This is a genomic window from Vulcanisaeta sp. EB80 (assembly GCF_002078205.2).
The window spans coordinates 1-11960 of sequence record NZ_LCWN02000066.1; the positions used below are offsets into that span (position 1 = coordinate 1).

14 protein-coding genes, 1 tRNA gene and 1 pseudogene are annotated in these 11960 nt (G+C 46.6%); 6 read left to right on the forward strand and 10 right to left on the reverse strand.

The genetic code is table 11. The annotated features are described in order from the left end of the window. Positions 1–13 precede the first annotated feature (13 nt). The 4 genes from B7L70_RS10055 to B7L70_RS10070 all read right to left on the reverse strand — a co-directional run bounded on the left by B7L70_RS10055 (position 14) and on the right by B7L70_RS10070 (position 4695). Positions 14–619: a MarC family protein gene (locus B7L70_RS10055; protein WP_238376203.1), complete on the reverse strand. Its 606-nt coding sequence runs from the start codon at positions 617–619 to the stop codon at positions 14–16. 227 nt (positions 620–846) lie between these two features. Beyond that, positions 847–2001, reverse strand: coding sequence for a cobalamin-independent methionine synthase II family protein (locus B7L70_RS10060; RefSeq protein WP_081227848.1), 1155 nt, complete (start codon positions 1999–2001; stop codon positions 847–849). Between the two features lie 53 nt (positions 2002–2054). Further along, positions 2055–3128 carry an asparagine synthetase A gene (locus B7L70_RS10065; RefSeq protein WP_081227851.1) on the reverse strand — a complete coding sequence of 358 codons (1074 nt, stop codon included), beginning with the start codon at positions 3126–3128 and terminating at the stop codon, positions 2055–2057. A gap of 79 nt (positions 3129–3207) precedes the next feature. Further along, positions 3208–4695, reverse strand: a complete 1488-nt coding sequence (locus B7L70_RS10070) for a cobyric acid synthase (protein WP_081227854.1) — start codon at positions 4693–4695, stop codon at positions 3208–3210. Positions 4696–4791: 96 nt separating this feature from the next. Here B7L70_RS10070 and B7L70_RS10075 point away from each other — a divergent pair, with 96 nt between their 5' ends. Continuing rightward, positions 4792–5379 (forward strand): MarR family transcriptional regulator, encoded by a 588-nt coding sequence (locus tag B7L70_RS10075; RefSeq protein ID WP_081227856.1) that lies wholly within the window; start codon positions 4792–4794, stop codon positions 5377–5379. On the opposite strand, the gene B7L70_RS10080 is transcribed toward B7L70_RS10075, so the two are convergent. Then, entirely contained in the window at positions 5326–5631 is a 306-nt protein-coding gene (locus B7L70_RS10080) for a winged helix-turn-helix domain-containing protein (RefSeq protein ID WP_238376204.1), read from the reverse strand. The genes B7L70_RS10075 and B7L70_RS10080 overlap by 54 nt on opposite strands. Before the next feature lie 135 nt (positions 5632–5766). Then, positions 5767–6315 carry a DUF4382 domain-containing protein gene (locus B7L70_RS10085; protein ID WP_081227859.1) on the reverse strand — a complete coding sequence of 183 codons (549 nt, stop codon included), beginning with the start codon at positions 6313–6315 and terminating at the stop codon, positions 5767–5769. A gap of 111 nt (positions 6316–6426) precedes the next feature. Between B7L70_RS10085 and B7L70_RS10090 the strand changes: the two genes are divergently transcribed. The 3 genes from B7L70_RS10090 (at position 6427) to B7L70_RS10100 (ending at position 7927) form a co-directional block, all read left to right on the forward strand. After that, positions 6427–7047 (forward strand): APC family permease, encoded by a 621-nt coding sequence (locus tag B7L70_RS10090; protein ID WP_238376205.1) that lies wholly within the window; start codon positions 6427–6429, stop codon positions 7045–7047. Between the two features lie 83 nt (positions 7048–7130). After that, positions 7131–7337 (forward strand): hypothetical protein, encoded by a 207-nt coding sequence (locus B7L70_RS10095; protein ID WP_143701619.1) that lies wholly within the window; start codon positions 7131–7133, stop codon positions 7335–7337. Between the two features lie 23 nt (positions 7338–7360). Beyond that, positions 7361–7927: an APC family permease gene (locus tag B7L70_RS10100; protein WP_238376206.1), complete on the forward strand. Its 567-nt coding sequence runs from the start codon at positions 7361–7363 to the stop codon at positions 7925–7927. Positions 7928–8014: 87 nt separating this feature from the next. On the opposite strand, the gene B7L70_RS10105 is transcribed toward B7L70_RS10100, so the two are convergent. Both B7L70_RS10105 and kdgK read right to left on the reverse strand, forming a co-directional pair. After that, positions 8015–8656, reverse strand: coding sequence for a TrkA family potassium uptake protein (locus tag B7L70_RS10105; protein WP_081227864.1), 642 nt, complete (start codon positions 8654–8656; stop codon positions 8015–8017). A 51-nt stretch (positions 8657–8707) separates the two neighbouring features. Beyond that, positions 8708–9673, reverse strand: a complete 966-nt coding sequence (kdgK, locus tag B7L70_RS10110; protein WP_081227866.1) for a bifunctional 2-dehydro-3-deoxygluconokinase/2-dehydro-3-deoxygalactonokinase — start codon at positions 9671–9673, stop codon at positions 8708–8710. Between the two features lie 100 nt (positions 9674–9773). Here kdgK and B7L70_RS13520 point away from each other — a divergent pair. Continuing rightward, positions 9774–9907 (forward strand) — tRNA-Val (locus B7L70_RS13520). Between the two features lie 99 nt (positions 9908–10006). Beyond that, positions 10007–11020, forward strand: a complete 1014-nt coding sequence (locus B7L70_RS10120; RefSeq protein WP_081227869.1) for a TrkA family potassium uptake protein — start codon at positions 10007–10009, stop codon at positions 11018–11020. On the opposite strand, the gene B7L70_RS10125 is transcribed toward B7L70_RS10120, so the two are convergent. Further along, positions 10987–11691, reverse strand: coding sequence for a uroporphyrinogen-III synthase (locus B7L70_RS10125; RefSeq protein WP_081227871.1), 705 nt, complete (start codon positions 11689–11691; stop codon positions 10987–10989). The genes B7L70_RS10120 and B7L70_RS10125 overlap by 34 nt on opposite strands. After that, a pseudogene (locus B7L70_RS10130) lies at positions 11688–11960 on the reverse strand (UDP-glucose 4-epimerase); the annotation flags it as partial. The pseudogene B7L70_RS10130 and the gene B7L70_RS10125, both read right to left, overlap by 4 nt.

Here is an 11960-nt window from a genome sequence, read left to right on the forward strand (position 1 = left end):
TTGATAAATAATTCTAGGCATGCATTACGGATTGTACGTAATTTGTCACCCCCGTCAGTATCATGCCTATGGCCAGCGCCGCGATTATGAGCGACATGAACCTGCCAAGTACCTTGAGGGTGTTGCTTCCTAGCATTTTGAGGAGTGGTTGTGAGAACCTTATTACGGCGTATGTGAGGGCGGCGCTTAGTAGTGAGGCTATTATTACCTCGTAGATTGGGTATATTGCGGAGAAGAGTATTAACTCCGTTATCGTGCCTGGACCAACAAGTAGTGGAGTCACTATTGGCACGAGCACAAACTCCTCAGGCTCCTTAACAGTCCCAACCCTTGGCCCACCTGCTGTCAAGGTCTCCATGGCCACACCCATGAGAAGTACACCGCCGGCTATCCTGAATGCGTCCAGGTTTACACCGAATGCCTGTAGTATGTACCTACCGGCGACCGCGAATATTACCATTAGGAGGGGGACGCTTATACCAACGAGTCTGTAGACTCTACGTAATTGCTCGGTCTCCAGGTTTATGATGTATATGGAGAGGGTTGGTATGGCACCTATTGGGTTGAGTATGGCTATTAATTGCCCAGTCATGTTTAAGATATCTATGAATGCCGACACCGTTTATTAATGCATACACTATATTATCAACCTTACTAACAAAAACAACCTGGCATTGACTTATTAAGGGGGAGGAGGAACAATGGGGTTGTGATGATGAATTGGGAACCGATGTGGATGATGATGGGTATCCTAACTGAGTCAGTAAGGATGGTGCTCCTCATTAATCAGCCCGATTCGTAATCATCACGTAATTAGTTTTTACCTTAATTTTCAACCAAGTTACCCTATGCCCTACCTAGGTACTTCTGCCTCAGTATCTTCGCCGCCTCGGTCATTGAGCGTAGCTTTGCGAAGGCTATCCTCCTCTCGAACTTCCTGTACATGCCCGGTGAGAAGCCGCAATCTGGGTTTAGCCATATCCTACTTGGGTCGAGGATTTTCTCGACTAATTCAACTCTCTTAATTACTTGTTGTGGGTCCTCAACCTCTTTATTCCTCACGTTTATTACGCCAATACCCAACTCCTTGTCCTGTGTCAATAATTGGGCGAACTTCGCCGGATCCCCACTGGCTGGGCTTGAGTACTCTAGCACGTATTGCTTAACCTTTATGTCAATGACCTCCGGCGCCAGCCTTTCATAACCAACACCGTAGTATGGCGAATCTGGGTTTGGCCACCTATCCATGTGCATGCCTATCCTGACGCCACCTATTCCCTTGATGGTCTCGTTTATTAAATCCCTGGCCAGGGTTAACTCGTTCTTAAAACCCCTGTATTTCTGGCCGTGTATTAACTCAATAACCCTCCTGTACCTATCGGGTTTGTCTGGGTCGGCTTCCACTAGGTCACCCAGCATTGGCTCATCAAGTTGTACGAAGTCGACACCAGCATCCCTCAGCCTAATTATTTCCTGCCTTAGTACCTTCACGTAATCCTCGGCAAGATCCTCGGGCCTTGGGTAGACGTCCTTTGAATACCTCTGGTCCCAGGTCTCCCACATTATTAGGTATGGGCTTGGTAGCGTGACCTTGATCCTCTTCGTTGTGACGCTCCTCGTGAATTGGAACTCATCCAACGCTATTATCGAGTCCCTAATCCTATCAACAGCGACCGCCCTCCAGTAAGTGAGCTGTGCCTTGTACTGCCTCATTATCTCCATGGCCTGTGGATTTATGTCTGTGACGTAAACTAGCCTGAAGCCTGGTATTTTCTGTGCCACGAAGGATACAAAGCTTGTTCTTCTCTGCTCGCCGTCAGTGATCACGTCTAAGTTTACCAACTCCTCCTCCTTAACCGTCAACTTGACCGCATCGTCCAGGTACTCATCCAACTCCTCCTTACTTATCTCGCCCTTATTGAACTTATCAAAGGCTTCAACCAACCACCTAGGCCTTGGAAAGCTGCCCACAACCGATGTCAAGAACATTTCCTCAGGCATTATACGCGAAACGCCAGGTTGAATTTAAAGTATTTCTCAGGTGTTAGGTTTAATTATGGTGTAGGTCCGATACCGGCTATCTTCGGGTAAGGCCTCGCCTCCCAAACAGCCCTTAAACCACACACATACCTAGTTAGTCTCTCAACACCAATACCAAAACCCGCAGTTTGAAGTGGGTAGAACTCCCTGAGCATCATTAGGTACCACCTATACTTATTGGGATCCTCACCACCCTCCCTCATCCTAGCTATCACCCTGGCTGGCTCATACTCACGCTCAGCACCACTTATAGCCTCACCAAAACCCTCTGGATAGAGCATGTCGAAATCCCTGAGTATACCAGGTCTCTGTGGGTCCTCACGGTCATAGAACCCCCTGGCACCCTTCGGATAATCCATTATGAAGAGTGGGTTCTCGTGATATGCAGAGAGTAGCTTCTCGCATTCCCATCTAATTTCTGTATTTGGCGGATTCTTACACCCCAGCTCATTGACAAGCTCCACCGCCTCCTTATGGGTATACCTAATGAACGGCTTCTTAAAATCTGGTAGTTGCCTATTGAGCTTCGTTTCCAATTCCTTACCGTATTCCTCCCCAACACGCTTAATGACGTATACTACCATATCCTCAGCAAGGTCTATAACGTCGTTGTATGTGGCACCATAAACCTCAAGATCAAGTTGATAGAACTCAACGAGGTGTCTACCTGTAAAGGCACTATCGTTTGGCTCGAACCTAATGTTTGGACTTAGGAAGTATATTTTGCCCAGTGATGCCGCCATGTACTGCTTATACAGTATGGCGCTCGACATAACCTTGTACTCCATACCGTAGAAATCCACCGTAGCCTGCTTGGCACCCCTAATACCCGGATCAGTCACTGGGCCTATTATTGGCGCAAGAACCTCCGTGAAGCCCCTGGAATTCAAAAACTCACGCAACGCATCGATTATTGCCGCCTGCACCCTAAAGACAAGCTTATACTTCTCATCCCTCGCCCACCTCCACGAGTAAGCGAGCCACTCCTTAAGGAACTCCATGTACTTTCCCTGGTCCGACACCAACTTTTCGAATTCTAGCACGGCTGGATGAAAGTAGGGCTTTTCCCTCTCGGGTCGCTTACTCATATGCCTCCAACGACGGTCAGAATAATTTTTAAATGCGACTGAGAAGATAACAAGAATTCTACGGTGAATAATAGGCATATTAACCTATATTAACCATGAAATCTATATCCATTGAGTCCCTAACTACCGAGACAAACTTGTCAATTTGCCTCAGTAGTAAATCAATACTTGATAAACCGGCTGATCTACGTTTAGGCAAACCAGCATTCTCCCTGGCAATATTGAGCACGAATTCCCTAAATGCTGGATCACCCAACGAGTCATGCAGGGTTATCCCAATCACCAAGTCATCCTCCCTAAACACACCATCCAACTGCTCAGCACTCCTCCCGTTCCTCTCCCTAATCATGACTAGGGGCTTATCACCAACGTACTGGGGAATACCCCTATGAATCTCGTAACCCCTAATCTCGACATTCTCAATCCCGTCAACCAACCCAATCGCCCTCGACAACGAAACCACCTTTTCAATACCATACACGGTGTTGACGTTTATGAAGCCAAGCCCCCTATAAGTACCTGGAACACCGGCCTCCAACCCGTGTGGGTCGCTGAGTATTTTACCGAGGGCTTGAAAACCACCGCATATGCCCAACAATACCACTGAACCTTTGATTTTGGTTAAGGCCTTATCCATACCCGTCCTCCTCATCCACTCAACACTGGCAACCACATTCTTGGAGCCGGGCAGTATAACCATGTGAGGCTCACCAAGTTCCTGGGAGCTGCGCACAATCCTAACCGTCACATCATCCTCCAGTATCAGTGGGTATATGTCATTGAAGTTCGATATGTAGGGGTAGGCGATCAACGCAATGTCCAGTGGGCCATTACCAATAGGCTTCAGGTCCATGGAATCCTCAGGCCATAACCACAGGTCCTCTAGGTAAGGTAGTACGCCGACCACGGGCTTCCCCGTCTTACCCTCAAGCCACTTGATAGCATCATCCAGGAGTTTGGGGTCGCCCCTAAACTTATTAATAATGAACCCCTTAACGAACCTCCTCCACCTGGGTGGTAAGGCCCTCATCAACCCAAGCCCCTGAATGAATGAGCCACCCCTATCAATATCGAGCACCACGAAGACGCGCGCACCAAGCCACTCGGCAGGTCTAAAGTTTGCAATGTCCCTATTGGCCAGGTTTGGTTCGTAGGCTGACCCAGCACCCTCCCCAACAACAACATCGAAATCCCTACGTAACCTCTCAATGCTCCCCTTAACGGCCTTAACAACAAATCCCCTAAATCCCTGATCCATGAGGTATTGACCAAATGTTAGCTGGGCTCTTGGTTTCCCAAGAATCACGTACTCCGCCCTGTGCATATCCATGGGCTTTATCAGGACTGGGTTGTGGTATATGCTTGGTAATAAACCAGCAATGTATGCCTGCATTGCTTGGGCTAGGGCGATTTCCCCACCCTCTATTGCTGGGTAACTGTTTAACGACATGTTTTGCGCCTTAAATGGCGTTACACGTAAGCCCCTACCCCTGAGCAATCTGAGTAATGCAGCAACTATCGTGGTCTTCCCCGAATCACTCATCGTTGATACTAAGTAGATACTCACCAATACGACTAAGCAATAATATCTTTTAAGGATAATATAGGAGAAAAGAGGGAAGGTTAATAAGACCCCCAATAAGAGTAGCATTAGGTGCGAGCGATGGGATTAACCAATCCCATGAGGAATCACAGGTTCTGGGTCGGGCTTACCCTCGCTGCATTAACGGTCTACCTAATAGTAAAACTCTACGACACCCTATTCCTAAGTTTAAAGATCCCGGTAGTCGCCGTAGGCCCCGACGGCATACTCAAGGTAATAGGCTCCATACAACCGTTCACGAACCCTGTAATCGCCTATGATGTAATGATGAGTATTATAATGACAGCAGTGCTTTCTTCCATGGCTTCGGTGCTCATATACTCATCAATTATAAGACGTGGACATCAAATCGATGGTAATAGCCCGCTGAGTGCTATTCCAGGTAATGATTATGATGCCATCAGCAACATAGTATTAACTAACATGGAGAAGGCGGCGATCTCGGTAATACGCAAGAGGGGTGGTATGATAACGCAGGCAGAGCTTGGTCGTGAATTGGGATTAAGTAAGTACCAAGTCTCTAGGCTGGTCAAGAGGCTTGAGGCGAAGGGTGTTATTGAGAGGAGGAGGGCTGGTGTAACTAATATTTTGATCCTACGCGCTGGTCCTAACGCTACCCTGAATAAGGGAGGCAAGGTTGATGGCTAGCCTATCTCTATTACCCTGGGCATTAATTATGTAGTCCATGCCATCACTTGTAAGGTATACCCCATGATATGGCTCCCACCTAACCAAGCCCAGCCTCTTCATTTCGTTTAAGTAACGGAGTAATCTGTCGTAGGGAACCCCGACCATCATGGCTAACCTACTTAACCTATCACAAGTACCCATCCTGTCTATCGCCAACATGATATCCGCGTATATCTCAACCCTAGACCTGGGCTTTTTCCTAGGCATCATCAAACTATGAACTCTGCAACAGCCTTTAACCATATCGTAAAAACCAACGTGCAACCAAACGGCAACCTTATTGCAACCTTATGATAGAGTTGCAAAAAGGGGATTTTTAATGAAGATTTCTTCAATATTTGTGAATCACGAGTGCTTCTTAACAGAGGCGTGTATTACGGGTATCACGATACACTTACCGTTTCCTGCTATCACAACACTATTTACTGCGCCAAAGTCCACATTAATATCATAACTGGTGCCATTGACGATTATTGGGCTTGGCTCAAGCGGTACTTCAAACTTACCACTCGGTAAAGTGCAATTATAGGTTTGTCCGTTAACAACAGCCTGTACATTAACCACGTCCAGGCGTATTACGTTGTATGTACCATTGGGTAAGGTGCACTGCGCCATTAACTGGCTCGTATTAATAAGTTGCGCCAGGTCAAAGGTCTCGCTGGTTAATGGGCAGGAGATCCACGTGGTATTGCCACCACCCTCCTTATGGAACAACACCTTACTTATCGTCACATATAAGTGGTCCACCTTAATGGGCTTATCACTTAAGTAAACATATACCTGACTTTGAGTACTTGAGCCGCTTGGCGTTATTACCATGCCGTGGCTAAGTACCAGATATGCTACTACTCCTATTATTATTACTATTATTAGTCCTACCACCCACCCCTTCATACAAGGCACCACAAACTAAAGAGCCCTTAAAAGGCATGCCCGTGAAACCAACGTGGAAAGTTCATGAATAATTATTAAAACTAAGAAACCAATTTACGAAACGTATCGCTAATGAGAATGACATGGTTAAGGAGAGACCTTAGAACTATCGACTTGGTAGCACTAGGGTATTCAGACGTGTCGTCAACCTACTACTTCATACTCGGTGTTGTGGCTCTTTACTCAGGTTCATCACTAATCGTAACAATGCTCCTAGGATCCCTATCAATGTGGATAGTGGGGCTTGCATATGCTGAGTTCGGTAGCGCAATACCGAGGACAGGCGGTGCCTATTATTATATTAGGCGTGAGTTGGGCGACTCAATGGGATTCATAGCAGGTTGGTTATTGAGCTTTGATCAAATATTAATGGTTGCATACGGTGCGTTAGGTGCCACAAACTACCTTGGCGGTTTCATCCCCTTACTATCCACATGGCCCATTAATTCCCTAGTCTCGATTATTATAATTGCATTATTAATGGTTGTGAATATACTTGGTATAAAGACCTCGGCGAGATTTAACCTAGCCCTACTGACAATCGATTTGCTCGGTATATCCACACTACTAATCATAGGTTATTTATCATTACTAACTGGGAAAACACCCGTGACAACAGCGACACACCCATCAATTAACAACATAATGAGTAGACTAGCCTACTCCCTGAGGGGCAGTTTTGGTTTTTCGTGATTGTTCGTAACGCTTATTATCGTTGGTGGTGAGGCGATGGGTTTTAAAGCCCATCCTCGACTTTCTTAGAAGGGATGATCCCGATGAGCTTGGCGAGGGTGACCGTTAGGGCCACCTTCGGTGAGGGGAGTGGGTGTGAACCCCTGGCGACAGGCGGGGACCCACTCCCGCAGCTGGGGGTGGCTCATGGAGAAGCCGTCGAGAAGGAGACGGTGGTTCACAAAACCACTGAAGGTAAACGAACACAACCCACCGTCTCCGGAGAGACGGTTATACTGGAATTGATGTAATCGCCCAATCAACAGGTGAGGCATTGGCACCCTCTGTATCCGTGCCGAGGGCTATATTTAGCGTCTCATCACTATCAACGGCAATAGCCTTGGCTCTATCATTACTAGCCTCTCTAACGAACTCCATATTCGTGATTTCCACGAACATTAACGACCCAATAGGCGCCTTGGCTAGGCACTTAGTACACAACGTGGTCCTAAGCACGTACATAGCGGTTTCGGTAGCTATAGTGCTACTGATTGCGGTTAATGCCGGTATTGTTGACTTCTCGAGAAATATCTACGTCATGGGCGAGGACGGATTATTACCCAAAACCTTGAGTACTGTTCACGGTAGATACAGGACCCCCTATATCGCCATAATAGCATCCTCACTCGTGGCCATGTTATTCGTCGCACCAGGTAATGTGGAACTTATAGCCGGCTCTTACGGTGTATCATCAACAATCGTGTACCTAATGACCATGGTATCCCTCATAAGGTTTAGGAACGCAGAGGGTGAGTTGGTTCGCTACTACAGCACGCCAGAGGTTACCCTGGGGGTGTTAGGGTTCCCATTGTATCGATATTGGGGTTCATTATTTACATAATGGCTATGGCATTGATAGCCTTGTTAAAGCCACTGTATTTAGTGGTTGTCCTCATATGGGCTTTGGTTGGTATACTAATCTATAGGGTTAGTAGATCCTCTCGATACAATCAACCACCGAATCCCTATCACCGATGATGAGGACCTTATCGTTAGCCTCAATTCTTAAATCCTCGCGTGCCAAGAGAACCTCCCCATTCCTAATTATCAATGGTATTGCCACACCACACTTCCCAGCCACCTCATCAATACCCTGCCCTATGTAAGGCGATTCCGAACTTATGACCACGTAATAAGCCTGAACATTCTCGTCAGAAAATAATAATTGCTTAAACTGGGGCCTTACATAATGAGCGATTTTAGAAAGTACGGCGTCAACTATTGGAATTACAATTACACCCAACTCAATAAACCTATCCAGGTATTTCTCCTTATTATAATTAAGAACTACTATTGTTGGAACGCCATGGGATTTAGCGAGCTCGGCAACCCTGAGATTCGTCTCATCATCATAAAGCGAGACTACGAGTTCGGCTTCGTCGATCCCAGCCTTCGTTAATAATTCCTCACTTATCGGGTCGCCAACATACACGTACACGGGCATGCCCTTACAAATCCTTGCCTCCTCCCTACTTCTCGATATTGTTGAAACCTCGTAACCATTACTAACAAGTAGCTTAGCTATAGAAACGCCAATCTCGTTTACACCCACTATTATGGCCTTACGCACATTGTGATAGCAGGTTCACGCATTTAAAAACCAATCCATGTGGCTAATGGTTCACCTAAGATCAACCTGCCTACCATAGCCAGACAAGAACTTCTCCAATTCCTCCTCCCTAGGTAGGTTCTCCTCATCGCCCCTAACCATGACCACCATGGCGGCAGCCGCAGAGACCCTCCTCGCAGATTCTTCGGGACTTAATCCCTTGAGTATGGATGCCAGGAATACGCCAGCGTAGGCATCACCGGCTCCTATTGGGTCCTTAACGGGTACCTTGTACGCATTAACCCTAACCACCTTACCATCCCAATTCACAATCGAACCCTCCAAACCAAGCTTTAGAACAACCCTACCTATGCCAAAGCGCGAATTCAACTCCTTAAAAACAGCATCGGGCTCTGAGACACCGAGAAGTAACCTTGCCTCATCATCATCTAGGAATAGAATGTCAACAAACCTAAGGGCACTCGATAAAACATTGATGGCATCACTAGGACTACGCCAAAGCTTCCTCCTATAGTTAACATCGAACGAAACAAGAACACCACCCCTCCTGGCAGTCTCCATACCCCTAATGGCAGTCTCCCTGGCACTATCGCTTATCGCCAATGTTATGCCTGAGGTATGGAACAAACGGGCATTAGTTACATAACCATCATCAATATCTTCAGTGCTCATTGCCGACGCTGCAGAGCCCTTTCTGTAATAAACAACATCACTAACACCAGGCAGTGGGTAGTTCCTCTGTACGAAGTATATGCCTGTCGATCTCTCTGGGTCGAATTTAATGTGACTAACGTCGACACCCTCACCCCTTAACCAATTATATATGAATAAGCCAAACTCGTCCATACCAAGCCTAGTAATCAACCCACAACTAACGCCAAGTCTCACAGCAGCGACACAGACATTAGCCTCACTGCCCGTCGCATGCTTCTCGAAGTAAACAACATGCCTTAGGGGTCCGTCGGTTACGGCATTGAACTGAACAAGTGGTTCACCGAGGGCAACAATATCCACCATACCAGACAAACACAATGGCAGGCAAACTTAAAGGGTTACTCCCACCTGTTATAAAGCCAGGAACAAAAACCTTAAAAAGGCACGGTAATTATCTGGTGTTGGGCCCGTAGTCTAGCCTGGTAGGATGCCCAGGGACGGTAGTCCCGCACAAGCCTGACGTTGCTCGGTTGACGGTGGTTGGTTTGAGCATTGGATCGCGGGAGATCCCGGGTTCAAGTCCCGGCGGGCCCACCAGGGCTTTTTAATATCCTACTTTATACTCGAACTTGGGTTGGATTAAGGTGTTAGGGTTGTGGGTAAGCATTTTAAAATTGGTCTCCTTATCACCTTTATGTGATTACCTCGATTAATTTAATGAGGTTGTTACGGCGTATACGCAGGGTTGCGCGCAGCCTCATATTCTATTCCCTAATAATGTTCCTCGCAATATTATTCACGGGCGCCCTAGTAATTTACATTATTGAACATGGCCATAACCCCAGCATTAGAAATTATTTCGACGCTGTCTGGTTCGTCATGGAGACGATCACGACCGTTGGTTATGGGGATATCGTACCCGCAACCTTTTGGGGACGAGTGGCTGATATGGTAATAATGCCCCTGGGTATTGCTGTTGTTAGTCTATTAACTGCCTCAATAGCTACCGAACTAACCAGCGCGAGTATAATGAGGAATCTGGGGCGACACACAAGTTCAAGGGGTGGACATATCGTCGTTATCGGCGGTGTGAGCAAGGCTTTGAACGTCATAACAGAGATTATAAATAACATGGAGAGAAGGAATAGGTTCTGGGATATTACGTATTTATATGATGGGGAGCGACCATCCTCATTACCTAGTGATGTGGAGTTTGTGCGTGGTAATCCATTTAATAGGGATGATTTAATTAGGGCGGGTGTTGACAAGGCCTCGATTGTGATTATACTTCCGTTTGATGAGCAAGACCCTGTAACATCAGATGCTAAGGTGGCTCTGTTGGTTATGAGTGTTAGGGGGTTGAATAGGGACTCGTACATAATAGCCGAGGTTTTAAATCAGGGTAATGTGGGGTATGTACTTAACGCAGGTGCGAACTCGGTAGTATCTCTTGGTTCCTTCACAACCACCGTAATTGCTAAGGAAATTTTCGATCGAGGCACATCATCAGCGCTTATGAACCTAATACGGAGGATTGATATCATGGATCCCAAAGACTTTATTGGTTTAAGGTTTGGTGATGCGTTGGAAAAGTTAAGAATTAGTGGTAGGGGTATTTTAATCGGCGTAGTTAGGGGTGGCGATGTTCTGATAAATCCAGGCAACAACTACACGATTCAATCCGGCGATTCGCTGCTCGTGGTCAGTTGATTAATCAATCCTAATACGCCATCCTGTGTATATTCGTGTGGTGCCAATGCCCTTATACCATCCCTCAGGAGCCTCATTGCCGTGGTTCTGCCTATAGCCACAACAACCCTATTACCAAGGGCATCCCTAGCGCAGTTACTAACTGCCTCGTAAGTCATTGGGCTCATGAAAACCACGAAATCCACGAAATCCACGAGCCCACAAGCTATCCTAGATGCTATGGGGTCCACCATAACGTCGTATACCCCATATTCATTAACGTTAAAGCCCAACCTGCTTAATTCAGTCCTCACGTAATCGCTGCCCTTACTAGACCTTAAAATCACAACCTTACCACCTTTCACATTCCTCATATGCTCAACAACCCCATAACTCGAGTATTCACTGGGCATTTCACAATTGAGCCCCAATCTTCTAATGGCCTCGCATGTTGCAGGTCCAACACCTATCAACCTAGTATTATCGCCCAACTCAGTCTTTAACTTGTCCCCGAGGTACTTGACGACCATTGAGCTCATTACAATTACATAATCGACACCAGCCAGGGATATTGTGTTTATTGCTTCCTCGTTGGGTACTGTGTATATGACTGGTATCTGCACGATATCGATGCCTCTCACCTGTATTGGTTTAATCTTGTCCCGTGCTCTAAGTATCAAAACCTTAGTCATTCACATACACCGAGCTCCCTGCATAGCGCCTCCGCCGTCAACCTTATTGAGTCCTTACTGTTAACGCTTGGTTTCCAACCCACCTCCTTAACGATCCTATCTATGGAAAGCCACATTTTCTTAACATCACCCAGCCAACCCCTACCATCGGGTGTTGCAGGTTTATACGTAACCCTGGGGCTAAGGCCCGATACCTCGAGTATGACGTTCACTATCTCCCTAACACTTATCGTATCCCAATTACCAACATTATAAACATACACACCACC

Coding starts and splice junctions, on each gene's coding strand:
- kdgK (WP_081227866.1), bottom strand. CDS start 9,673: ATGGTGGATATTGTTGCCCTCGGTGAACCACTTGTTCAGTTCAATGCC.
- B7L70_RS10125 (WP_081227871.1), bottom strand. CDS start 11,691: ATGACTAAGGTTTTGATACTTAGAGCACGGGACAAGATTAAACCAATA.
- B7L70_RS10080 (WP_238376204.1), bottom strand. CDS start 5,631: ATGATGCCTAGGAAAAAGCCCAGGTCTAGGGTTGAGATATACGCGGAT.
- B7L70_RS10065 (WP_081227851.1), bottom strand. CDS start 3,128: ATGAGTAAGCGACCCGAGAGGGAAAAGCCCTACTTTCATCCAGCCGTG.
- B7L70_RS10085 (WP_081227859.1), bottom strand. CDS start 6,315: ATGAAGGGGTGGGTGGTAGGACTAATAATAGTAATAATAATAGGAGTA.
- B7L70_RS10075 (WP_081227856.1), top strand. CDS start 4,792: ATGGGATTAACCAATCCCATGAGGAATCACAGGTTCTGGGTCGGGCTT.
- B7L70_RS10090 (WP_238376205.1), top strand. CDS start 6,427: ATGAGAATGACATGGTTAAGGAGAGACCTTAGAACTATCGACTTGGTA.
- B7L70_RS10060 (WP_081227848.1), bottom strand. CDS start 2,001: ATGCCTGAGGAAATGTTCTTGACATCGGTTGTGGGCAGCTTTCCAAGG.
- B7L70_RS10095 (WP_143701619.1), top strand. CDS start 7,131: ATGAGCTTGGCGAGGGTGACCGTTAGGGCCACCTTCGGTGAGGGGAGT.